General features: G+C 50.2%; 18 protein-coding genes, 1 tRNA gene and 2 pseudogenes. 8 read left to right on the top strand and 13 right to left on the bottom strand.

What is annotated here, in order from left to right; translation table 11 throughout:
- The first annotated feature begins 10 nt into the window (after positions 1-10).
- Genes folP through holA form a run of 4 tightly spaced genes read left to right on the top strand, consistent with a single transcriptional unit; the run spans position 11 to position 3,133 of the window.
- Complete coding sequence (folP, locus tag IPG22_09910; protein ID MBK6588593.1) at positions 11-862, top strand: dihydropteroate synthase; 852 nt, start codon at positions 11-13, stop codon at positions 860-862.
- Positions 859-1,521: a hypothetical protein gene (locus tag IPG22_09905; GenBank protein ID MBK6588592.1), complete on the top strand. Its 663-nt coding sequence runs from the start codon at positions 859-861 to the stop codon at positions 1,519-1,521. The genes folP and IPG22_09905 overlap by 4 nt, the downstream gene beginning before the upstream one ends.
- The gene (locus IPG22_09900) at positions 1,508-2,059 is read left to right on the top strand and encodes an LptE family protein (protein ID MBK6588591.1); all 552 of its coding nucleotides are present in this window, start codon (positions 1,508-1,510) and stop codon (positions 2,057-2,059) included. Before IPG22_09905 ends, IPG22_09900 begins: the two co-directional genes overlap by 14 nt.
- Positions 2,060-2,092: 33 nt before the next feature.
- The gene (gene holA, locus IPG22_09895; GenBank protein MBK6588590.1) at positions 2,093-3,133 is read left to right on the top strand and encodes a DNA polymerase III subunit delta; all 1,041 of its coding nucleotides are present in this window, start codon (positions 2,093-2,095) and stop codon (positions 3,131-3,133) included.
- Position 3,134: 1 nt separating this feature from the next.
- Here the strand turns inward: holA and IPG22_09890 are convergent, their stop codons facing one another.
- From IPG22_09890 to queA, 5 genes are all read right to left on the bottom strand, one after another.
- Complete coding sequence (locus IPG22_09890; protein ID MBK6588589.1) at positions 3,135-3,863, bottom strand: zinc-ribbon domain-containing protein; 729 nt, start codon at positions 3,861-3,863, stop codon at positions 3,135-3,137.
- Between the two features lie 106 nt (positions 3,864-3,969).
- Positions 3,970-5,184: a PilT/PilU family type 4a pilus ATPase gene (locus IPG22_09885; protein MBK6588588.1), complete on the bottom strand. Its 1,215-nt coding sequence runs from the start codon at positions 5,182-5,184 to the stop codon at positions 3,970-3,972.
- 153 nt (positions 5,185-5,337) lie between these two features.
- Entirely contained in the window at positions 5,338-5,988 is a 651-nt protein-coding gene (thiE, locus tag IPG22_09880; protein ID MBK6588587.1) for a thiamine phosphate synthase, read from the bottom strand.
- Positions 5,989-6,021: 33 nt separating this feature from the next.
- Positions 6,022-6,558 carry a ribosomal protein S18-alanine N-acetyltransferase gene (gene rimI, locus IPG22_09875; protein ID MBK6588586.1) on the bottom strand — a complete coding sequence of 179 codons (537 nt, stop codon included), beginning with the start codon at positions 6,556-6,558 and terminating at the stop codon, positions 6,022-6,024.
- Between the two features lie 104 nt (positions 6,559-6,662).
- On the bottom strand, positions 6,663-7,694 hold the full coding sequence (queA, locus tag IPG22_09870) for a tRNA preQ1(34) S-adenosylmethionine ribosyltransferase-isomerase QueA (protein MBK6588585.1): 1,032 nt from the start codon (positions 7,692-7,694) through the stop codon (positions 6,663-6,665).
- Between the two features lie 346 nt (positions 7,695-8,040).
- Between queA and IPG22_09865 the strand changes: the two genes are divergently transcribed.
- The 4 genes from IPG22_09865 (at position 8,041) to IPG22_09850 (ending at position 12,544) form a co-directional block, all read left to right on the top strand.
- A tRNA-Leu gene (locus IPG22_09865) sits at positions 8,041-8,125 on the top strand.
- An 863-nt stretch (positions 8,126-8,988) separates the two neighbouring features.
- Positions 8,989-10,476, top strand: coding sequence for an efflux RND transporter periplasmic adaptor subunit (locus tag IPG22_09860; protein ID MBK6588584.1), 1,488 nt, complete (start codon positions 8,989-8,991; stop codon positions 10,474-10,476).
- A 5-nt stretch (positions 10,477-10,481) separates the two neighbouring features.
- The gene (locus tag IPG22_09855; GenBank protein ID MBK6588583.1) at positions 10,482-11,744 is read left to right on the top strand and encodes an ABC transporter permease; all 1,263 of its coding nucleotides are present in this window, start codon (positions 10,482-10,484) and stop codon (positions 11,742-11,744) included.
- An 11-nt stretch (positions 11,745-11,755) separates the two neighbouring features.
- Positions 11,756-12,544 carry an ABC transporter ATP-binding protein gene (locus IPG22_09850; protein MBK6588582.1) on the top strand — a complete coding sequence of 263 codons (789 nt, stop codon included), beginning with the start codon at positions 11,756-11,758 and terminating at the stop codon, positions 12,542-12,544.
- Between the two features lie 115 nt (positions 12,545-12,659).
- On the opposite strand, the gene IPG22_09845 is transcribed toward IPG22_09850, so the two are convergent.
- The 8 genes and pseudogenes from IPG22_09845 to IPG22_09810 form a co-directional block, all read right to left on the bottom strand.
- The gene (locus IPG22_09845) at positions 12,660-13,649 is read right to left on the bottom strand and encodes a universal stress protein (GenBank protein ID MBK6588581.1); all 990 of its coding nucleotides are present in this window, start codon (positions 13,647-13,649) and stop codon (positions 12,660-12,662) included.
- Positions 13,642-14,889 carry an acetate kinase gene (locus tag IPG22_09840; protein MBK6588580.1) on the bottom strand — a complete coding sequence of 416 codons (1,248 nt, stop codon included), beginning with the start codon at positions 14,887-14,889 and terminating at the stop codon, positions 13,642-13,644. Before IPG22_09840 ends, IPG22_09845 begins: the two co-directional genes overlap by 8 nt.
- Before the next feature lie 18 nt (positions 14,890-14,907).
- On the bottom strand, positions 14,908-17,646 hold the full coding sequence (locus tag IPG22_09835) for a cation-transporting P-type ATPase (GenBank protein ID MBK6588579.1): 2,739 nt from the start codon (positions 17,644-17,646) through the stop codon (positions 14,908-14,910).
- Between the two features lie 38 nt (positions 17,647-17,684).
- Positions 17,685-20,066 (bottom strand): phosphoketolase family protein, encoded by a 2,382-nt coding sequence (locus tag IPG22_09830; protein MBK6588578.1) that lies wholly within the window; start codon positions 20,064-20,066, stop codon positions 17,685-17,687.
- A gap of 37 nt (positions 20,067-20,103) precedes the next feature.
- A pseudogene (locus tag IPG22_09825) lies at positions 20,104-20,337 on the bottom strand (TM0996/MTH895 family glutaredoxin-like protein).
- Between the two features lie 24 nt (positions 20,338-20,361).
- Positions 20,362-20,787 carry an OsmC family protein gene (locus tag IPG22_09820; protein MBK6588577.1) on the bottom strand — a complete coding sequence of 142 codons (426 nt, stop codon included), beginning with the start codon at positions 20,785-20,787 and terminating at the stop codon, positions 20,362-20,364.
- A 120-nt stretch (positions 20,788-20,907) separates the two neighbouring features.
- A pseudogene (locus tag IPG22_09815) lies at positions 20,908-21,882 on the bottom strand (permease).
- Between the two features lie 494 nt (positions 21,883-22,376).
- The gene (locus tag IPG22_09810; GenBank protein ID MBK6588576.1) at positions 22,377-22,895 is read right to left on the bottom strand and encodes a hypothetical protein; all 519 of its coding nucleotides are present in this window, start codon (positions 22,893-22,895) and stop codon (positions 22,377-22,379) included.
- Positions 22,896-23,240 lie beyond the last annotated feature (345 nt).

Here is a 23,240-nt window from a genome sequence, read left to right as displayed (position 1 = left end):
CTTTGCCCTTATGAAGTCATGGCACACATCTCGCCGTCAGATCCGTCTTGAACGTCCTCTCGTGATGGGAATACTGAACGTCACGCCTGACAGCTTTTCTGATGGCGGTAAATATTTGTCGGCTGACGCCGCATTGCGCCGGGCTGAAGCCATGATCAACGACGGAGCCGACATCCTCGACGTCGGCGGCGAATCAGCTCGTCCCGGGAGTGCGTCTGTTTCCCCTCAAGAAGAAATATCCCGAACAATTCCCGTTATTAAAGCGATCGCGGCTCGCTTCGACACACCGGTCTCGATCGACACAACAAAATCATCAGTTGCAAAAGCTGCTATCGATGCCGGAGCAGAGATTATTAACGATATTTCAGCCCTTCGATTTGACGCAAAGATCGCGAAAATCGCGGCAGAGTCGGGATCTGGCCTTGTTTTGATGCACTCTCGTGGCGAATTTGAGTCTATGCATTCGCAGGCGCCGCTTGACGACATATTTACGGACATGAGAACCGGTTTTCGACGGGCGATCGATCTTGCATTGACGGACGGCGTCCAGAATGGCCGCATAGTTCTGGATATCGGGCTCGGATTTGGGAAGACCTTTGGACAAAACTTAGAGTTGATAGCAAAACTTGATAAAATCATCGCTGATTTTAGAGATTACCCGATGCTCGTCGGCTCGTCGCGAAAATCTTTCATCGGCAAGCTTCTGGACGGAGTACCGACCGCGGAAAGACTGTACGGCAGCCTTGCAAGTGGAGCGATCGCGGTATTTAATGGAGCATCGATCCTGAGGGTTCACGATGTAAAGGAAACGGTCGATGCGATAAAGGTCGCGGTTGCTATTCGAAAGGAGAAGGGTGTATGAGATTTTCGGTCATTTTTCTGCTACTTTTGCTTTCGTCGTTGGCAGGAATTGGTTTTGCTGACATCCCGCCCGATCCGGGCTACAAACGCGTTTCGCTAAACCTCATAATTCAACCGCAAGAAGATTTCAGTGATTACCGCTTTTTCGTCAAAACCGGCGCTCAGTTAAATGAGATCAAGCTTAGATCGGGCGAGCAATTTGTAATTAAGCCTCAGGGCGGCGGGTCTTATTATCGTTCAGGTACATTGCTCGCAATTCCAAAAACTTCCCTTGCGAAGCTCAGCGAAGCTGCTATCGGCAGCGAACTGAACGAAATGCAGAAGGCCATTTATGATGGCAAGGTTCCTGAATCGATCGAGCTGGTCAGACACAGCTTCATTCGCGACGTACCCATCAAGGATGCGGCGAGAATGAAGGATCCGGTCTTTAAGATCGAAATAAGTGAATCGACCGTGAAGGCTACATTGGTAGCGGGAAATACGACCGAAACGGAAGTTAACACGACTCAATATTCCCGCGAACCCAAAACCCCATTGTTCTGGGCCACTGTTGGCGGTGGCTCGCTTTTGACACTGGCTTTTATCTTTCTTGGCGTCTGGGTTATACGGCGTTCAAAATCAAAACCTAACGAGTTCGGGCGATCAAATGAAGTATTTTAGAGTTATACCACTACTTGCGATCCTGTTTTTGTCATCGGGTTTTACTGACTGTTATAAACCGGTGACCAACTCCGGTTTGCCGAAGAATATAAAGGTAGTGGCGGTCCCTGCGTTTCAGTTCGAAGCGAAGGGCTTTCGATACAGAGTCGAATCGCGATTTACTGAAGCCGTCAGCCGAGAGATCATAAAACGGGGCAACGGATTAAAGGTTCAGGCTTCACGTACTGGAGCAGATGCGGTCCTCGAAGGTACGATCCGCGATTTCAGCTTTACCGGCGTCCTGCTCGACAGCAGCGGCCGTGCCCGGGTTTACGAAGTTACGATCGTAACCGCTGTCACGATCCGCGACCTCCGCGAGGACAAAATACTCTACGACAATCAGAATTTTACGTTTCGCGATTCGTTTGAATTCACATCCGACCCTAGGTCGTTCTTTAACGAAGAAGACCCCGCAGTCGAACGCATGTCTCGAGCCTTCGCAGAAGCCGCAGTATCCGCTTTCGTTAACGGAATGGGCGTGAAGGATGATAAGAAGTAGTTCCTCCGCGTATGTCTGCGTCAATTCTCTTGTATGGTTCTTACCCGTGAAGATCTTCGTAATCAGTTAACGCGACATGAGATCGCACCTGTCTATGTTCTTTTTGGACAGGAAACATACCTGCGCGATATCGCGGCGAAGTATATTACCGACAGAGCTTTCGCACCTGGAGATTTTCGGGATTTTAACGAGACGGTTTTCAGTTTGGACGGGGAAGATAATTTGCAAAGGGCGTTGGCCGCTGCAGAGCAGCTGCCGATGATGGCGACGCGGCGGGTCGTTCGGGTGGATAATGTTCGCGTTTCGGCAACTGGCTTCCGGGATACGATCAACGAGCATCATGAAGCTGCTCTAACCGCTTATCTCGCTAATCCCTCTCCAAGCTCCGTGGTTATATTTATTGCGGACGAACTCAACGGCGTCAGGAAGATGGGTAAGTACCTACGCGAGAAGATGACGGCCGTCGAATTTACTCAGCTGGATGACAAACAGTTTGCCGACTGGGCGCATAAAGCGGTTATCGATGCAGGTGCGGAAATAGACGATCTAGCCCTACGCCTTTTTATATCGCGAGTGAATAAAGATGTGCGGCGGCTTTCGAATGAGATCAACAAACTCGCCGCTGCCGCATTGCCTGAGAAGCGAATCACCGCCGAACTTATTGACGCTCTCGTTCCTAACTCGAAGGAGCTGAGCAACTTCGATCTCACCGATCATCTCGTTGCCGGCAGAAAAGATAAGGCTCTGGCCGCTCTAAAGAGAATCCTGGATGACGGAGCCGAACCACTCGCGCTGCTCGGGCTGATCTCCTACAATTTTCGCCGTCTATTAATAGCAAAAGATATGATGGATCGGTCCGCTCCGCGTCAAGAGATCGCGTCCGCGGCAAAGCTATTCGGGCGCGGCCAGGACGAATTTCTCGCATCCGCCCGTCGGGTGGACAAAGACAAACTCGTAAACGCCATTCAGCTTATTTCTAAAGCAGATCTCGCTATAAAGACCTCGATCGGCGGCAGCGGGAACGCCGGTTCGCGCCTACAGATCGAAATGCTTGTCTGCGAATTGGCTCTATGAACTAGATAGGCATCAAGCCTGATGCTCGGTTGAAATAGTTGTAGAGATCGTTGTAATCGCCCAAGGCCCGGTTCAAGATGAGCGGAAGCTGCGTGAGGTCTTTCGAATTAACGATCAGGTTTAGATTCCTAAGGAAAGCATCGTGGGCGTTCATCGTTACGCCTGTATCCTCAAGCGAGATCAAGAACAATCGTCGACGCTCCGACGAATACATAGCGTTTGCCTTCTGCTGGATAACAGCCGCTCCGCCCATATCGGCCGCGAAATCCGGTGAGAAAATTAGGATCTCTGTCTTGCCTTCTCTCAACCTTTCGTTAGCCTGCGCTGGCGTTTGAGCAACGTAAACTTTGTAGCCGGATTTCGCCAGCAACTTTGCCGTTTCATCAGCCCGCTGTCCTAGACAGAGTAGTATCCGACGCGGCTTTTCTGCTATTGACTCGTCCTCTACGGCACTTTTGTCGGACTGTAGAGCTCCAATGAGAGATCTTAAGGCACTGTTTATCTGAAAATCGTTTTCCTTCGCCGCAAAATCCTGTGCACCTTCGGACGCTGCTGCTGCCGGCTGATTCGCCGCAAGCTGGTCAACCGTAGAAAGGCCTTTGCCGGACGCATCTTTTTGCACACGTAGCAGATTCTGACATCTGGGACATCGAACCGAAAAGTTCCCACTCGGAATTTTCGATTCGTCTAATTGTAAAGAAACAGAGCAATTATCGCAGCGTATTATCATGGCAGTAGTCAATCAGCAGTGCTCGGTCGAGTGGCCAGTGGTCGGAGGAGCAGAAAAAACGGTCGCGATCGCTTTTCGACCACCGTTCACTACCAACGGTCCAAGCTTATTCGATCATATTCAGAACAGAATCAGGATTATCAGTCGGCGGCGGCGGCATCATTGGCGACATAGACGACGCCGGGCGAGTAGCCGGTTGATGCTTCTTAACATAATCTTCGGTCGATGAAAGTCCCTTCAGATGAAGTAGAAGATTGTTTTGGTTGGTTGCAAACGAGAGCCCGTCTTCCATTGTGATCTGCTTGCTCTCGATCATATGGCGAATGACGGTATCAAAATCCTGCATTCCGTCGATCTCTCCGTCGCGGATCGCGTCCAGGAGCGACTTGCCCTCCGTCTCACCTTTTTCAATATATTCACGGGTACGCGGATTCGACTTGAGGATCTCGACAGCGGCGATTCGACCCCGTCCGTCTGCGGTTGGGATAAGACGCTGGGAGACGATGTACCTAAATGTCTGGGCGAGACGCGTCCTAATTATCCGCTCCTCATTTTTCGGATAAAGTCCGACGATGCGGTCGATAGTTTTCGAAGCGTCGATCGTATGTAGCGTTGAGAGAACCAGATGGCCCGTTTCGGCTGCCTCGAGGGCTATCTCCGCCGTCTCAAGGTCACGCATCTCACCCACCAAGATAACCTTCGGCGCCTGTCGGAGAGCTGCACGCAGTGCCGAGGCAAAATCTTTTGTATCTGCACCGACTTCGCGCTGATTTATGGTCGATTTCTTGTGTGTATGCAAGAATTCGATCGGATCTTCGATGGTTACAATATGGTATGCTTTGGTCTCGTTTATACGATCGATTATCGCTGCGAGAGTCGAACTTTTACCGGAACCGGTCGGCCCAGTCAGAAGTACTACCCCGTTCCTGATATCGGCGATCTCCGCTAGTTGTTGCGGCAACTTCAACGCCTCAAAACTCGGTATCTCATGCGGAATAACTCGCATCACTATAGAGTACGAATTCCGCTGCTGAAAAATATTTACGCGAAAACGGCATTTACCCGGTAACGCATAGCTAAGATCGGCCGTGCGATATTTCACAAGATGTGACGCAGCGTCCGGATTATCCCGAACGAGCGACATCGCTATCATTTCGGTTTGAAACGCCGAAAGCTTTCCAAGCCCGATCGGCGACGCCGGATAGAGCACGCCGTTGATCTCAACCTGCGGTTTTTGGCCACACGAGAAATTAAGATCGCTGACGTTCTCGGACACGAGCAACATCTGCTCAATTATGGGTGCTATATCAAGCAAACTCATGGTTTGGAAATACTCCTGCGAGGTGGACTGACAAGGAGGGAATCTCTGGTATGCAATTACGGCGATCACTAACGGTTCTCGCCGACACGAGTATTATCAACTATTATGGATCGCAAATGCAAGTTTATTTTCAAACTTACAAAACATTATTTATCATTGCGTTCGGGAGGTAAGTATTGCGAAATGCTTATATTGATCTGCGATGTTATCGGGTTCTGAGAGAATTGCTCCGATCATTGCCGCCGAATCAGCGCCAGCCTGAATTACCGATCTGAGCTTGTTACCACTTATCCCACCGATGGCTACAAGCGGAAGATCACCTATCGACTGGCGAATGGTCTTTATCGCTTCGGTTTCAACCACGGGATCGGGATTTTCTTTCGTAGTCGTCTGAAAGATCGGCCCATACGCAACATAATCAATCGGAAGGTCGACGGCTGCAATGACCTGTTCGATTGAATGCGTGGAGAAACCAATGATCGCCTCGGGACCGAGGATCTGCCGTGCAAGTTCGGGTGACAAGTCATCCTGACCCAAGTGCACGCCATCGGCCTTTAACGCTCGGGCAATATCCACACGGTCATTTATAAGGATTTTCACACCGCGCCCACGGGCAAAGTTGATCACCGCGTTTGCTTGCTCGAAAAAGTCGCGGGGCGAAGCATGTTTTTCCCGAAGTTGGATAAACTCCGCACCGCCGGCAACAAGCCGCCTAACTTGCTCAAGATGCGATAGGCCGGAGATCTGCGTATCGGTGATGGGATAAATTCTTGGTAGATCGAGTTTCAACCTTTTAGAGTTCAGTCAATTGTTCCTTTTTTCGAAAGTGGCTTAACTTTAAACAAAGAGCGACTTGATCATTAGGAAGCAATCCTCGCCATCGCTGTAGTATTTATTTATTCGCTGCACTATCGTATAGCCGCAGCGCTTATAAAGTTCCTGTGCAGAAGTATTGCCAACCCTAACCTCAAGCATAACCGTACCTATCTCACGCTGGAGCAAGGCATTTTCAAGGTGTTCGAGAAGGCGATTGGCGATGCCGCGACGCCGATGTTCGGGGGCAACGCCGATCGTCGTGATATGAGCTGCGTTTCGCTCCTTGACCATCACAAATGCAAAGCCGACGATCTCGTTTGACGGCGTAACCATACGGTAGCTCAGCGTCCGAGGTTCGTTAAGCAGGTAATCGAAGGTATATTTTGTGTAATTGTCACCGTTACGAAAACACCGCAGGTTAAGCTTGAGTACCTGAGAAAGATGATCGTGCGTCAGCGGCCGGATCGAATACGTCATCGGCGGTGCCGGAACGATATTTTCAGGCTCGGAAAAGATTCCCGGCACAAAGAAATTTCTAATTGTCTCAAGTACGGCCATACGAAATAGTTTCGAGTAAAGGAATCTTAGAGTACCAGAGTGCCGGAGTCACCGCATGATACTACCCTTTTCCAGGCTTCAAAACTTGATAACTCACCAACCGTCTAAACTACAAACATGCAATCGCCATAGCTGTAAAACCTGTATTCTTCGATGATGGCATGACGGTATGCACTCATTATAAGTTCGTGACCGCCAAAAGTAGAAGTGAGGACAAGGAGTGAGCTTAGGGGCAGATGAAAATTGGTTAGCAGAGCATCGATCGCCCGAAATTTGTAGCCGGGCGTGATCGTCAGATCGGCCGAATGCGAACCGGCTAAAAAGCTGTCGTATCGGGTGAGAGTGGTCTCCAGAGCCCTTGTCGCGGTCGTCCCAACGGCTACAATACGGCGTTTTTCTGATTTCGCACCGTTTAAGATCTCGGCGGTTTCGTCGCTAATCGCATACCTTTCAGCCGAAACTTGGTGCTGCGTAAGATCATCAACCCGAACCGGTTCAAAGGTTCCGTAACCGACATGCAGAGTAATCTCGGCAACCGTAACCCCAATATCTTTAATGTCCTCGAGAACCTCGGGAGTAAAATGCAGCCCGGCGGTCGGTGCGGCAATTGCTCCGCGATTTTTAGCGAAAACCGTCTGGTACCGTTCCCTGTCTGAGTCTATTGCCGAGGATTCGCGTTTAATATATGGCGGAAGCGGTGTCATTCCGATCTCGTCGAGTACCTCGTAAAAATCCCGTGTGCATTCAAACCTTACGAACACCTTCCCATCTTCCGTTTTGTTAACAACCTCAGCGGTCAACTCGTCGCCGAAATGAACTCGTTTCCCGCTATGCAAACGTCTTGCCGGCCGGGCAAGCGTTTCCCAGTTGCCGTCTGCCGTTTCGCGCACGAGAAATAGCTCGATGTTTGCTCCCGTTTCGCTTCGACCAAGTAATCGGGCCGGAAAGACCTTTGTATTGTTCAAAACCAGCACGTCGCCGCTGCGTAGAAACTTCGGCAGGGCTGCGAAACGCCTATCCGAGAAACTCTGCGAAGAACGATCAACGACGAGCATCCGCGAAGCCTTTCTGTCCACAAGAGGTTCCTGAGCGATCAGCTCCGGTGGAAGTTCAAAATTGAATTCCGAAATCAGCATAACTACTTAGGCAAAATAAAACGGCACACTCGCTAAAAGTGTGCCGTTTTTCTAACACCGGACCATCTGAAAGCCGGACGATCCGTCTAAACTAAAACCACCTTTGTTTGATTAATTTTCATATTATCACCCCCAGTGGAAATAGTATGCCACAAAGCTTTTTGCAAAAGCTAGCAAATTTTTGAAATAGTTGACCTTAGGTTATCCGGTTGCTCTCGGCGCTACGGAAGCTCTCGGAAATGACGAACCGAATGACCCTGATGGCAATGCCGTCCCCAAAATAGCGGTCGGCCAAAGCAGTGGTCTTGACCTATCGGTTTCGTAGTTCTATTATCTAAAGTTCGATGCCGGGGTGGCGAAATTGGTATACGCACCAGACTCAAAATCTGGCGGGCTTAACGCCCATGTCGGTTCGACTCCGACCCTCGGCAAACCTTCTTCTCAACCGCTGTTCGTTTTCGAGCCACATCATTCCGCGAATGGATACATAGTGATTTGCCACCCCGCGGCCATTCACAGTGAGGTATTTGGGATACGGCCGAAAAAACTGTCCGCGAAGAAACGGATAGTTTCTCGAATGAGAGCCTAATCCGAAACGTGATGATGATTAGGATGTGCTCTACTTGTTCAGGGGTGAATGTTTGCTGGATTAAACCTCTCAGGTAGACATACGTCGGAAATCTCACCGAGATCCTCTTTGGTCGCGTTCTTCGCTGCGAGCTCAGCATTCACCTTTTCGATCATGTTTCTAGCCTGCAAACTTCTCACTTGATGAATCATGAAACATAGTGATCAGCTGTAGATGATTCAAGCCAAAGGTCTGGAGATCGTTAAACTGAACACAAAAGTTCCGACGCTGTGTCTGGTCACCGGCCCACGTTTTTCATCCCAACTTTCCCCTTAGAACTTTCAGACCGGGTTTCCTGTTAATCAGATCGATCAGGTTTCGTCTGTGCGGTATTGCCCTTCTTACGATCCTATTTTGTTGTGGAATATGAGTCGGCAAACACAGGAACTCCGGGAAACGGAGTTTCCGAGGTGATGCGGCGCACAGTCAAACAATTGTTAACGATTTACTCTATAAGAAAGGAACGTGCAAAGATCCACGGCACCCTTTGTAAAAATGGCAGGCTTACGCAAGCGATCGTCCTCGACGCGGGCAAAAGTGGGTGGAGCTCGAATATTAAATTCGACGAGATGAGGAGTATTCTAAACTCAGAAGCTTTGTATGATACACCAGAAAAGCTGTTTTGAAGTGTAGTACCCAGTTAGGGTATTACCCCGCAGAAATGTGATGGAAAAAGCTCAAAAACCTTACGGCAGTACGGCGGGATCGAAGGATGAAGAGGTCGAGGCGAATATCTATGCTGGTGAGACAAGTCAATCAAAATCGGGCAATAGATCCGAGAACGTTCAAAAATGGCTCATCAGATCTGGCGTTTTAGCGGTCATTGTTTTGCTTGTCGTCGCAGTCGTATGGCTTATGCGGCGTCCGAAATCCGTTGACTTGGTGGAACCAAAACCCGCAACCATCACCGAGACGATCTCAGGCAGCGGAACCGTCGGCGGCGAGACGGAATCAAATGTGGGAGCTCAGTTACAAGGCATTGTACAAAAGCTCTATGTAAAAGAAGGCGACAGCATCGTGCGGGGCCAGCAATTGGCCCTGATAAAAAATGATGTCGCCGAGGCACAGATCTGGCAGGCTCGATCCGCCGTCGTCACCGCTCGAGCGCAGTTAGCTCAAGTATCTCGTGACGCATTAGGTTCCGATATCAATGCTGCGGTGGAGCAGGTCAATCAAGCGATCGCTCAGGTCGAACAGCAGCGGTCGGTAATCGCCCAGACGGAAAAGAGTGTCAATCAGGGCAGTTCAGTACTTGAACAACTCCTATCTGAAAAGGACTTGGCAGTAAAGGAACTCGGGCGAAGCAGTTCTCTGGTAAAAAGCGGTGACATTTCTCGCTCCGAATATGATCGTGATTTAAATATTCTTAAGGTTGCCGAAAAACGAGTCGAAGCACAAAAACAGGCGATCGAAGTGTCGCGGGCCAATGTTCGTTCTGCCCAGTCGGGCCTTAAATCGTTGGAAGCCAATGTTCGAGTCCTGCAGTCCCGGCTTCGCACGATACAGGGTGGAGCAAGAGACGAAGACATCAGAGTAGCCCAAAGTCGGGTTGCTGAAACGGAGCGGGCTCTAAGTGTTGCCGAAGAGCAGGCCGGAAATGCGTCCGTCACCGCCCCCTTTGCCGGAACCGTAACAAAGATCAATGCGGAGACGGGGCAGTCTGTTGGCAGTCTCGGGGTACTTACGCTGGTCAGCGTAGAACCTGAAATTCGCATTGATGTCGATGAAAGCAATCTTTCGGTATTGAAGGTGGGTCAAGAGGCAGTTATCTCGTCCGACCCATTTTCCGAGAATGCCTTTAGCGGCAGAGTTTCCGAACTGGGAGCGGCGGTGGATCAGGTTCGCGGGACGATAACAATAAAGGTGATCCCCGACAATCCGCCCGATTGGCTTCGGCTTGGCCAGACGATAAACGTCAATATAATTACGGCCAAAAGCGTCAGCCGTCTGTTGATTCCTCAGACCGCACCGGTGCGGGTCGGCGACGAAACGGTGGTCTTTATCATCGTAGACGGCAAAGCTGCCCAGAAGCCAGTCGTCACACGTCTGCCAACAAAGGACGGCGTGCCGGTGATCTCGGGGCTTGAAGCCGAAGATCGAATTATCGCCGCGCCTACAAATATTAAGGTGGGAGACCGTGTGCAGCCGAGGTGATTTTGATGAAACCATTCGGTGACATAGTAATTTCGGCCTTGATCCCAAAGTCCTACCGTTTCGAGTTTCGTCTCGCGGTGCGGCATCTGTTTTCAGGTGGCTTGCAGACCCTTTTGACAATTAGCGCCGTGGCGACCGGCGTCATAATCGTTATATTCATTACGTCCCTGATCTTCGGTCTGCAGAACATGATGTCTGTTCTATTAACAGAGTCGATCCCTCACGTAACGGTGCAGGTCGAAGACCCGAAACCCAAGCCTCTTGAGATCCCCGAGAGCCCTACGTCAAGCCGAATTGAAGTATCCGCGTCGCGACTGAAGTTTATCGACAACTGGGACGAAGTGGTCACTATGCTCAGAGGATTGCCCAATGTTAGTGGCGTCGCTCCGGTAGTAAACGGCCAGGGGTTTGCCTCGAAGGGTGCAAATCCGATCGGGGTTTCGGTAGTTGGGGCCGATCCCGAACTTTTAGATGTCATTACGCCGATCATAAGGGATCTGGTTAGCGGCAGATACAAGAGCTTGAGCAGCGACGAGATCGTCATAGATACGGAGCTTGCAAAGGATCTGAACGTTACGGTTGGCGAACGAATAAGACTCGCGTCAAGCTCAAATCAAGCCGATTCATTCACAATTGCGGGGATCTATAATCGTGGCCAGGGCCGCGGAAGTGCTTATGTAACACTTCGTAATGCACAGAGTCTTTTCGGACTCGGCACTTCGGTAAATATCATCTACATAAAGGTTTATGACATTTATGCGGTTGAGGACCTATCGAACACGATAATGGCATTAACAAAATATGAAGCTCGGCCGTGGACCCGTGACTATTCCCGAAATCTGACCAATTTGCAGATGATGGGCATATCGGCTTATTTGATCTCAGCCTTTAGCCTGATCGCATCCGCGTTCGCGATCGCCTCGGTTCTAATTGTTTCAGTACTTCAAAAATCTACTGAGATCGGCATCCTGAGGAGTATGGGAGCCCGGCAGTCTCAAATATCGACAGTTTTCGTGTTTCAAGGCTTGGGTGTTGCGATCATTGGAAGTTCGGTCGGAGCGGTACTAGGCACTACGATCGCCTACCTCATCAGTTTGCCGACCAGAGCGGCCGTGGCCGGGCAGGAACCGCTTGCCCTCTTTCCGGTAAAGATCTTTCCAATGTATATCGGGCTTGCAATGCTGGCAGCGATCATCACGACCGTGATCGCCGCAGTTCTGCCCGCACGGCGGGCCGCCAAACTCAATCCGGTCGACGTAATGCGATAAGACACAGGAAAATGGGCAGTTCAGCCAGTACACAGGTAGCAGACGAGCGATCAAAGGCCGAATTGCCTATTGTTATCGAAACGCGGGGGCTGAAAAAAACATACTTCGGCAAGATCGATGTACCGGTGCTTTTTGGTTTGGACATCGAGATCCGGGCACGCGAATTTGTTGCGATCGTCGGCCAGTCAGGCAGCGGCAAATCTACATTGCTCAACATCTTAGGTGCACTGGATATCCCGACGGGAGGCACAGTTTTGATAAACGGTGTAGACATTTCGACCCTGGACGACGATGGCCTGGCCCGCCTTCGAAGCGATGACGTCGGCTTTATTTTTCAGGCGCATTATCTACTTGACGAATTCACATGCATTGAAAACGCCCTGATGCCGATAACGATCCGTAGAGGCGAGGCATCGGATGAGGAACGCGAAATGGTTCTGGCACTGCTCAAGCGGGTCGGGTTAGGTGACCAAATCAATAAACATCCGGATGAAATGAGCGGCGGACAGAATCAGCGCTGTGCAATTGTGAGGGCGTTGGCGAATTCTCCGAAGATAGTGCTCGCCGACGAACCGACGGGAAATCTCGACAGCCAGTCCGGTGCCGAGGTCTTCGAAATGATGCGTGAGATGAACCGTGAAAGCGGAGTTGCATTCGTCATGATCACACACGACGATCGTCTGGCTCAGGCCGCCGACCGCATATTGTTAATCCAGGATGGAAATATTTTAGAAATAAGCAAAGAGGAACATCGCCGAAAGATGAGTATTTTGGCTGAAAGTGCGAAATTACGGGAATAGGGAAAAGAAACTCAGCAAGACCAAGATACAAGTTTATGTCGCATCTTCGATGGGAGTACTGTTGGCAGATTCATTCCGGCGTTTTTTTTCGGCTCGAAAAATGGATTCGCTCGAACTATCTAACAACTTCAACTGAACACGGGGCTCGGTTGGCAATCGCAAGAGCAACACAACCGAGAGAATATTTTTCCGACAAACTTGTTTCGGATGTCGCACCTAGAAATATCGCATCGGCATTCCATTTTGTTGCTGCACTAATCAACACCATTTGGGGGTTGCCCGAATATATATGCAGAGTTGCGGGATAGCTGACTTCACGCAATAAATGTATGGCATCGCGAGCCAAATTATTTGCCCATTTTGTTTCGCCTTCCATTCGCCCCTCTACCATACCCTCGATAGGCTGAAAAACCCGGCCCGGCTTCAACAAAGTAAAAGGATCGGTAACAGTAACGAGACGTATAGTGGGCTTTGTCTTCCACGGGCGGGACGCGACCTTTCTTATTGCTGTAATTGAACCCGGTGAGCCGTCAAATCCAACAATGACCGTGAGATTTGAATCAGAAGGTGGAGACCTAAAGCGAGATATTCGAACGGTGCATCTCGCCTCAGCTAAAACAATTTGTGAAGTGCTTCCAAGGCCGGTATCTTCGTCGGACGAAAGTCCCCGTTCGCCTATCACAATAAGATCAGGCCTAAACTTACTTGCCTTTTCCAAAATTTCGCGGGCCGGCGAACCGCAAATGACTTCGACTTCAACGCTCCAATCCGGAAAAAACGAAAGTAATTCTTCCTGTGCGAGACGGACATTTGCCATTGTTTCCGTCATGTTTCGGTCGATCTGCTCGCGGTGTTTTTGAAAACAGGCTTTCTCTTCCCTATTTAACTGGCCAATGATGATGCGTGGAGCCCCAGTCGGGAGCCAGATCTCACACACCGAAATAATTATTATCTGAGCTTTTTTCGGTAGTCCACTAGATCGCAATTCCCCAAGAACCCCGTGAGCATATCCCGAACCATCGTAGGCGATTAGAATTTTTGAGATGTCGGAGCCGTTTTCTACCATAATGATCCTATCGCCAAAGGTAGTCACTGATCTAACCATCCGAAGTCTTAGAACCAATAAGACGTGCTGTATCACGAGCGATCAGCAATTCCTCGTTGGTCGGGATGACAAAAATCTTCAGCCGTGATCCTCCGGTGTTAATGATTCCCTCTTTTCCGCCGGTCATTGATTCATTAAGCTGCGAATCTACCTCTCCGCCAAACCACGACAAGTAGTCACAGATCATCCGCCGAACCTCGGAGGAATTTTCGCCGATACCGCCGGTAAAAATGAGGGCGTCTGCACCATTCATAGCCGCTAAATACGATCCTATATACTTACTCGCCCGGTAACAGAAGATCTCGATCGCAAGGCTCGAGCGGCGATCCCCGTTCTCCTTCGACTCGGCGAGCAATTCGCGCATATCGTTTGTTAGGCCGGACAGTCCCAACAGGCCTGACTGTTTATTGACCAGCGATTCGATCTCTAACGCCGACAGACCTTCTTTGGCGGCAACAAAGTCGATGATAGCCGGATCGAAGTCGCCTGCTCGGGTTCCCATTACGAGGCCTTCGAGTGGCGTCATTCCCATCGAAGTGTCGATCGACTTGCCGCCTTTGATCGCAGTTGCGGAACAGCCGTTGCCGAGGTGGAGAGCGATCACATTTACCTGCTCTCGCGGGATATTCAGCAAAGTGCGGTACCGGTAAGCGACGTATCGATTTGAAGTGCCGTGAAATCCGTAACGGCGAATCTTGTGACGCCGGTAGAGTTGATAAGGCAAGGCATAGAGAAATGATTTTTCTGGCAAAGTCTGGTGAAAAGCAGTATCGAAAACGGCCACTTGGACAATTCCCTTCCCGAAGATCTCACGGGCCGCGCGAATTCCGCTAATGTTGGCCGGATTGTGAAGCGGTGCGAGTTCGATGCAGTCTTCGATGCCTCGGAGGATGTCGTCACTGATAATTACCGATTCGGAAAAGTGTTCGCCGCCGTGGACGACCCGGTGGCCAACTGCTTGAATGTCGCCCAGACCGTTCACCTCGGCGATCTCTGAAGCGTCGGATACTATCCACCTAACAATCATCTCGACCGCCGATCTCATATCCCTGATCGGGGCCGCCGAGCGTTGCGGTGTTTTGCCTTCAGCGGTTTGCGTAATGATCGCGGCCCCGCCGATGCGCTCAATAGTGCCGTGAGCCAAACGCTTGTCATCATTCTTCTCGATGCGATCGAGGTCAGTGGCTATAAGTTGAAACTTAAGTGACGAGCTGCCGCAATTTAAGACCAGGATATTCATGATTTTAGTGCTGAATCCTTAGAATAGCCCAGCCACGCCCGTACGGAGGTTTCTCCTCGTAAATATTTTTACGACCTCTACAATCCCGACCGGCAAAATGACGGCGAATAGAATCACTATAAGATCGGTTCCCGTTGGCGGGACGGTATCAAGAACTCGAGCGAGCGGCGGAAAGTAGATCGCAAAGGCCTGCAGAACTATGACGACGCCCGTGGCGGCAAAAATATATGGATTACTAAAATCAAAAGCAGAGCGGGTTTGCGATCGGCAATTATAAAGGTGCCCGAGTTGGGCTCCCACGACGGCAAGCAGCGTTATCGTGCGAGCGTGTGCCCCTTCGCCGTAAGTCTGGAAAGCCCAATAATAAACGGCGATGGTTACGGCCGCAAGCATTATTCCCTGCCACGAGATCGTGAATAAAAATGGTCCGGACAGCAGATTTTCCCGCAGTTTCGGACGCCGACTCATTGTTTCCTGAGAGGGAGGTTCTACAGCCAGAGCAAGTGCAGGAAATATATCGGTGATTAGATTTACCCAAAGAATTTGTAAAGGAAGAAGGGGCAACGGATAACCTGCCGCGATCGGGATGAAAATAACAATTATTTCGCCCAAGTTACTCGAAAACATCAGGTGAACAAATTTAGTGATATTAGCATAGATCGATCGTCCGCCTTCGATAGACTTTACGATCGTTGCAAAGTTATCGTCCGTTAGAACTATGTCGGCGGCTTCTTTGGCGACTTCGGTGCCGCGCAGTCCCATCGCAATTCCAATATCGGCACGCTTCAGGGCTGGAGCGTCATTCACACCGTCGCCGGTCACCGCAACTATCTCTCCCGCATTCTGCAAGGCCTCGACGATGCGCAGTTTGTCTTCCGGCGTAACGCGAGCAAAAACGTTTGCGTCCCTCGCCATTTGCGCGATCTCTTCGCTATTAGCGGCTGTTAGATCGTCTGAATGGAATGCAAAGATATCTTGCCCATCACTCAGGCGAAGTTCCTCGGCGATCGCCCTGGCAGTATTTATCTGATCCCCTGTCAACATGACGACGCGAATTCCCGCTTGCCGTGCTTGCCGGACAGCGGTGGCCACGCCTTCGCGTAACGGATCGGTCATCCCGGCGAAACCCAAAAACGTGTAGCCGTTTGAAATCTCTGCGTTTGAAGAAGGATTGAATACCTCGTCTAGCGGTTTTTCCGCAAAAGCCAGGACACGTAGAGCCCGGCTCGCCATGGATTCATTGATCTTTAAGAATTCTCGGCGAAACCCCTCGTCGAGAATTCTAATGCTTCCAGCGGTCGTTATGAAGTGGCTACAGATATCAAGCACCACTGCGGGGGCACCTTTCATCCCGGCAAATTGTTTTGCATCGCCACTCTCAGACACGGTGATCATCCGCTTCGTAGAAGCATCGAAGGGATGCTCAAAGATCTTTTTATACTTTGATCGCTCAGCAGGGGCGTTTAGTCCATATTTATCGGCCGCGATGAGCAACGCCGTTTCGGTAGGATCTCCGATGGCTCGCTTGTCTTTTTCGAGATCGGGATCAAATGAAGCTTCGTTACACAAAACACTCACTCGAAGGAGACGGAGGAACGCATCATTTGGCGATGCGGTTAGTTGGCTGTCTGAAAGTTTGATCACTTCACCATCAGAGAGCTGAAATTCCTGAACCGTCAGTCTATTTTCGGTCAGTGTGCCGGTCTTGTCTGTGCAGATCACCGAAGTGCTTCCAAGTGTTTCGACGGCCGAAAGTTTGCGTACGATCGCATTTCGGCGGGCCATTCGCATTACGCCGAGAGCCAAGATCAGAGTGGTAACGGCGGGCAGGCCTTCCGGAACTGCGGCAACAGCAAGGCTTATCGCTACTTCGAACATCAGCCAAAGATCGTCTCCGCGCAAATAGCCCGCAATCATGGTCGCGACGGCAACCACGACCACAATATAGACAAGCCACTTGCCCATCACCTGAAGTTTTAGTTCGAGAGGTGTTTTTCCCGGGGAAGTTTCATTCAATAAGCGGCCGATGCGGCCAATTTCGGTTTTTTCACCAGTGGCAGTCACAACCCCGAGAGCCCGTCCACGTACAATGTTCGATCCGAGGTATAACATCGATCGGCGTTCGGCAAGCGGAGCCGAAGCCGATACGGCACCACTCATCTTTGCAACCGGCAAGCTTTCACCCGTTAGTGACGATTCATCCGTATATAAATTGGCGGTCTCTACGAGTAGTGAATCAGCCGGAACGCAGTCGCCGGCGGTTAAAACGACAATGTCACCCGATACCAGATCGCTTGAATCGACGATCCGCTCACCACCTTCACGCCGAACACGCGCAAATGTGTGCGTCGCTTTCCGCAACGCATCGAGTGCTCGCCCCGCCTGCCACTCGATCGCAAAACCGATCAGAGCGTTTAGAACGAGCACCGTCAAAATAGCTACCGCTTCGAGCCGACTTTCGGTAAACCACGCGACGACGGCCGCAAATGCCAACAGCCAGATCACGATACTGGCGAACTGCCTCAGAAAGATCTGCCACCAAGCGGGTCCTTTGGAAGTCGCGATCGTGTTTGTACCGTCGCGCAACTGCCTTGCTAACGCTTCATTATTTGAAAGGCCTTTTGATGGGTCGACTTTAAGAAAATCTGTGATCTTATCTACCGAATAGGAATAGGGAGCAGCTGAAAGCGAATGGAGCGAATCTTCTTTTCGGAGAACGTTGTTGGAATTATTTATTCCATTATTTTTGTTTGACATCGTGATACGCGATCTCACCTATCGCATAGACAAAGAGCCTAATAACTCCATTTCCAGTCCCGAATCTCGGGCATGTCGTCGCCAAATTCGTTGATGTATTGACGATGCTCAAAAAGGCGATCACGCATTATTTGTTTGACATGAGATCCACCGTTTTTAATTTTTGGAACGCGGTCAACAACATCCATAACCAAATGAAAGCGGTCGAGGTCATTTAGCACGACCATATCGAACGGTGTTGTAGTGGTGCCCTCTTCCTTGTAGCCGCGAACGTGCATATTGTGATGATTGGTTCGGCGATATGTTAGGCGGTGGATCAGGGTTGGATAACCGTGAAAGGCAAAGATGATCGGCTTGTCAGTAGTAAAAATCGAATCAAAATCATCGTCGGAAAGTCCGTGCGGGTGGTCCGATTCCGGCTGTAATTTCATCAGATCGACGACATTAACGAAGCGGATCTTTAGCTCAGGGAAATTCTGACGGAGAATATCGACCGCCGCCAGAGTTTCAAGCGTCGGCACGTCGCCAGCACAAGCCATTACAACATCCGGCTCGTCGTTAACCCCACAGCCCGCCCATTCCCAAATACCGATACCGGACGCACAGTGCTTAGCTGCGGAGTCAATATCGAGATACTGGAGAGACGGCTGCTTTCCCGCAACGATGACGTTTATATAATTGCGACTCCGCAAACAGTGGTCTGTGACGGAGAGAAGCGTGTTTGCGTCGGGCGGAAGATAAACGCGAACGACCTCGGCCTTTTTATTGATCACATGGTCAAGAAAGCCGGGATCTTGATGAGAGAATCCATTGTGATCCTGCCGCCAGACGTGCGAAGTGAGCAGGTAATTCAGTGATGCGATCGGCCGGCGCCAAGGAGTATTGCGAGTAACCTTCAGCCATTTGGCGTGCTGATTGAACATCGAGTCGATGACATGAATAAACGCTTCATAACACGAGAACAATCCGTGTCGTCCGGTAAGCAAATAACCCTCAAGCCAGCCCTGACAGAGGTGTTCGCTCAAGATCTCCATTACGCGGCCATCGGGAGCCAGATGATCGTCAGTCGGAAGTATCGGCTGAACGGAAACCCGGTTCGTCGCCTCAAAGATGTCGCCGAGGCGATTCGATGCCGTCTCGTCCGGCCCCATGACGCGAAAGTTCTGTTTTGCGGCATTACTTTTCACAATGTCGCTTAAAAAATGGCCAGTAACGCGCGTTGCCTCCGCCTTTATCGTTCCGGGTTTTGGGACATCAACGGCATAGTTTCTAAAATCCGGCATTTTTAGATCCTTGAGCAACCGACCCCCGTTTGCGTGCGGATTAGCTCCCATTCGCCGCTCGCCTTTTGGCGCGAGATCTGCCAGTTCCGGGACTAACTTCCCTTCGTCATCAAAGAGTTCCTCCGGTTTGTAGCTGAGCATCCACTCTTCGAGCATCCTGAGATGCTCTGGCTTGGTCGCGAGTTCCGCCAGAGGTACTTGATGCGAGCGAAAGGAATTCTCAGTGGGCAGACCGTCCACAAATTTAGGCCCCGTCCAGCCTTTTCGCGAGCGTAAGACGATCATCGGCCATTGAGGGCGACCCGAAAAGCCGTCAATGCGAGCCTCTCGCTGAATTGCCTTTATTTCGGCGATCACGGTTTCCAAAGTCTCCGCCATGAGGGGATGCATGATGTCGGAGTCATGTCCCTCCACAAAGTAAGGCTTGTGACCGTAGCCGATAAGCAGACTGGTAAGTTCCTCGTCACTCAATCGGCCAAGAACCGTTGGGTTTGCGATCTTATAGCCGTTTAGGTGCAATATGGGCAATACCGCGCCGTCCCGAACGGGATTCAGAAATTTGTTCGAGTGCCAGCTTGCCGCCAATGCCCCAGTTTCGGCTTCACCATCTCCGATGACACACGCCGCGATCAGATCAGGATTGTCAAAAACGGCTCCATAAGCATGCGCAAGTGAATAGCCTAATTCGCCACCTTCATGGATCGATCCTGGAGTTTCCGGCGCTACATGGCTCGGGATACCGCCGGGAAATGAAAATTGCTTAAACAGCTTTTTCAGGCCGTCGGCATCTTGCGAGATGTTAGGATAAAATTCACTGTAGGTGCCTTCGAGATATGTGTTAGCAACGATCCCCGGCCCACCGTGTCCGGGCCCCGCTATATAAATGACATTAAGATCGTGTTCTTTGATAAGCCGATTGAGGTGAACATAAATAAAGTTCAGACCGGGCGTTGTTCCCCAATGACCGAGTAATCGACGTTTTACATGGTCGATCTTCAACGGCTCACGGAGCAGCGGATTATCTAGTAAGTAAATTTGACCGACCGAAAGATAGTTCGCCGCCCGCCAGTAAGCGTTCATCATCTGCATCAGATGATTTGATAGCGGCTTTAATTCTGTCTCCACAGTGATTCCCAACTAACGCAACGTGAAACGCCGATCGGCAAACTCGTACCTATGCGATCATCAACCGCACTTCTTGTTTAGACGGGACTTTGCCTGTCATTACGACCTTTTCGTCAATGACGATGGCTGGCATCGACATAATGTCGTATTACATGATATTCTGGATGTCTTCGATCTTTTCAATGTTGGCTTCGACACCTGTCTCGGTTAATGTTTCGCGAATGACCGCTTCGGTAAGTTTGCATTTCGCACACCCTGTGCCTAGGATCTTTATCGTTTTTATGTTTCGATTCTAAACGTTTTACGTTTACCTCTCTGTGCGTTGCATCACACCCGTCAGATCCGTTCCGGGTGCGACGGTGTTAAACACGGTCCCGAATTTCTTCACATTGTCGTGGAGCAACTCCAACCGCTGTTCGGATTCATCGGTATCGACAACGATCTTGTATGTGATCGATTCCAATCTCGGCGGCACGTCCTGTCTCACGCCTTCGATCCTGACGGTCACGCCTCGAAGCGAAAACTTGAGGATCGGCGTCACGCGTTCGATGCCCTTGATTATGCACGCCGTTATGGCCGCCAGTAACAGTTCGGCGGGATTGAAGGCGTCCGGGTTTCCTGCCATGTCCGTGTCAAGCCGGATCTCTGCTGATTTACATCTAGCCAGACTGCCGTGTTCGTCGACACGAGCGGATTCGACGTGAAACGTTAACTTATCTTTTTTGTTCTCCATATCATTCACAATAAACAAATATTACTAATCAAAACCAATATTCTCGGGCGTCGGTCCAGCACAGCAAAATTATGCTAGGCTCGATCTGAGTCGACGCTTGGTAGCTACCCTCAGTGGGATTCACAAGATCCAGTTAAAGAAATACCCAGAGACAATAATGCAGGTCGTGACTATGCCGAAAAAGATGGCGATCAGTTTGATGGTCATCACGTTTTTGAGCAGCATTGCCTCGGGAATCGACAGCCCGACGACTGCCATCATAAAGGCGAGCGAAGTCCCGATCGGGATGCCTTTGGTGACTAAGACCTGAATAACTGGAACGATCCCGGTCGCATTCGCATACATTGGGACACCGATAGCAACGGCAAGCAGGACGGCATACCACGTATCTTTGCCGATTTAAGCCTCAAAGAATCCTTCGGGAACATAGCCGTGCATTGCGGCACCGACCGCGATGCCGATGAGAATGTAGGGCGTCACGCTCTTTACGATACCGAGGGCCTCGCGGGCGATCTCGGGCAGGCGTTGGACAAATGTTTTCGGTTCGGCCACAAAGGCTTCGCGATCGGCTTCGGCTTCTTTCCAGAGTTTGTACACCCAATCGGTCAATAAATGTTCGGCTTGAGCCGATCCATTACGATGCCACTGACAACGCCAAGCCTTATGCCTGTTGCGACATGGATCACTGTAGTTTTTAGCCCGAAAACCGATAAGAATCGCAACAGCTACCTCGTTAACAAGCGGTGAAGTCACCAGAAACGCAAACGTCACGCCTAGCGGAATACCGCCCCGCACAAATCCAATAAACAGCGGCATGGACGAGCAGGAACAGAACGGTGTCGCCGCCCCGAACGTGGAAGCCAGCAGGTACTCGCCGCCATAGAGTTTGTTTCGAGAAAGGAATGAGCGTATTCTTTCTATCGGAAAGTAGGCATTCACAATGCCCATCACGAACGTGATCAAAAATAGTAGAATTGTGATCTTGATCGTGTCAAAGACGAAGAAATTGAGAGCGTCACCCAAAGCTGAGCCCTGTTCGATACCAATCATGCTATAGATCAGCCAGTCCGACAATGATTGAACCCAGTCAAACATACTTACTATAAGCATCGCCGCTCCGGAAACGCGCATCGGGAAGCCTAGTGCAACAAGCGGTGATCAGATCCGGGACATAAAGCGATCGCGTTTTACATGAACTAAGAAATCTGGATAATCGGAATTTCAGGTAAACCTTGTCATCCTGTTCCCTTTCGACAACCCTCTCAGTTCGGATCCCCGCACTTACATTCTTAACGATGCCGCTATGACCCGGTTTTGGTTCCTTAAAATCTGACCTCCTTGAAGTTGCAGTTGCGATAAAAACGATAACTACCACCGAAAAAATGATCAATTTAATGCTGTGCAATGAGAGTAATATTTTAATGAGTTTCACGATCTTGTCCTTTGATCGGACTCAGTCCGAGGCCGGAATGGCACTTGAGTTCCGAGTCGGTAGCAAACGGATTCCGAAATATTGTTGAGCATAATTGCGAATAAGCTCTCAGCTATATTTTCTCGCTATCTGGCGAATTTCTTGCACGAACCTTTTCCTATCCAAGAAAAGGGTGGCCCTCAATTCCATGATGAACCGTATTTGATAAGACGCCTTCGATCCTGCTAATTTGATTTGACGGTCCGTGGGCAATAACGACATAATTGCCAGCCTTAATTTGAGCCTCATATTCGATAATGCTGTTTTTTGGAATACCGAGGCCGTAGAGCCCTGCACCCAGTGCACTCAAGCCTCCAACGACGACCGCACCTTCGAGAGCTGCAATGATCCATCCGATGATTTGGCCGGCAAGCAGAACCGGACCAATTCCGGGAATAACAAAGAATGCCGAACCGAACAATAGACCCCATAAACCACCCCAGAAAGCCCCGCCTCGACCCCAGGCTTTCATCCGGTCGCCATTATTGTAGTAACCGATCACGTGTTCTTCGGTATGAAAGTCCTTGCCGACGATAGACAACTGCTTCATATCAAAGCCCGATCTCTGTAATTCTCGTACCGCCTTTTCCGCCTCTTCGTGGCTGTCGTAGACCGCTAGAACGGATTCGCGCTTGATCGTGAGTGCCTCTTGTACCTTTGCTTTAACCTGTCCTGCTTCTGTTTGCATTTTCACCTCAATAATCTATTCTCTATCCGAAACTCGCCAAGAGGCGTCATAGCGATTGAACCCTCCGCCATCTAATGCGTAAAACCCAACACACTAAAACTAATAAGACCAAGGTTATCCTTTTCTACGGCTACAGTTGGTGCTGTAGCACACACGATCAAAAGGTGAATAATCCTTGTGTCCTAAAATGCGGCGATAATTGAGCCCTTTATGACAACCGAAAACCCATCAAAGATATCTGTCTACGTTGAGCTCGCGGGAAATATCGCAGTACCAGTGGCATTTGTCGCCGCT

It is taken from the genome of Acidobacteriota bacterium, from assembly GCA_016703965.1.
GTDB lineage: Bacteria > Acidobacteriota > Blastocatellia > Pyrinomonadales > Pyrinomonadaceae > OLB17.
Note: the sequence above shows the minus strand (reverse complement) of the source record. Positions and strands in the feature narration are given on the sequence as shown.

What these genes read in the sequence shown, in the direction of transcription:
- folP (MBK6588593.1), top strand. Translation starts at nt 11, where the DNA reads ATGAAGTCATGGCACACATCTCGCCGTCAGATCCGTCTTGAACGTCCT.
- IPG22_09905 (MBK6588592.1), top strand. Translation starts at nt 859, where the DNA reads ATGAGATTTTCGGTCATTTTTCTGCTACTTTTGCTTTCGTCGTTGGCA.
- IPG22_09900 (MBK6588591.1), top strand. Translation starts at nt 1,508, where the DNA reads ATGAAGTATTTTAGAGTTATACCACTACTTGCGATCCTGTTTTTGTCA.
- holA (MBK6588590.1), top strand. Translation starts at nt 2,093, where the DNA reads ATGGTTCTTACCCGTGAAGATCTTCGTAATCAGTTAACGCGACATGAG.
- IPG22_09890 (MBK6588589.1), bottom strand. Translation starts at nt 3,863, where the DNA reads ATGATAATACGCTGCGATAATTGCTCTGTTTCTTTACAATTAGACGAA.
- IPG22_09885 (MBK6588588.1), bottom strand. Translation starts at nt 5,184, where the DNA reads ATGAGTTTGCTTGATATAGCACCCATAATTGAGCAGATGTTGCTCGTG.
- rimI (MBK6588586.1), bottom strand. Translation starts at nt 6,558, where the DNA reads ATGGCCGTACTTGAGACAATTAGAAATTTCTTTGTGCCGGGAATCTTT.
- queA (MBK6588585.1), bottom strand. Translation starts at nt 7,694, where the DNA reads ATGCTGATTTCGGAATTCAATTTTGAACTTCCACCGGAGCTGATCGCT.
- IPG22_09860 (MBK6588584.1), top strand. Translation starts at nt 8,989, where the DNA reads ATGGAAAAAGCTCAAAAACCTTACGGCAGTACGGCGGGATCGAAGGAT.
- IPG22_09855 (MBK6588583.1), top strand. Translation starts at nt 10,482, where the DNA reads ATGAAACCATTCGGTGACATAGTAATTTCGGCCTTGATCCCAAAGTCC.
- IPG22_09850 (MBK6588582.1), top strand. Translation starts at nt 11,756, where the DNA reads ATGGGCAGTTCAGCCAGTACACAGGTAGCAGACGAGCGATCAAAGGCC.
- IPG22_09845 (MBK6588581.1), bottom strand. Translation starts at nt 13,649, where the DNA reads ATGGTTAGATCAGTGACTACCTTTGGCGATAGGATCATTATGGTAGAA.
- IPG22_09840 (MBK6588580.1), bottom strand. Translation starts at nt 14,889, where the DNA reads ATGAATATCCTGGTCTTAAATTGCGGCAGCTCGTCACTTAAGTTTCAA.
- IPG22_09835 (MBK6588579.1), bottom strand. Translation starts at nt 17,646, where the DNA reads ATGTCAAACAAAAATAATGGAATAAATAATTCCAACAACGTTCTCCGA.
- IPG22_09820 (MBK6588577.1), bottom strand. Translation starts at nt 20,787, where the DNA reads ATGGAGAACAAAAAAGATAAGTTAACGTTTCACGTCGAATCCGCTCGT.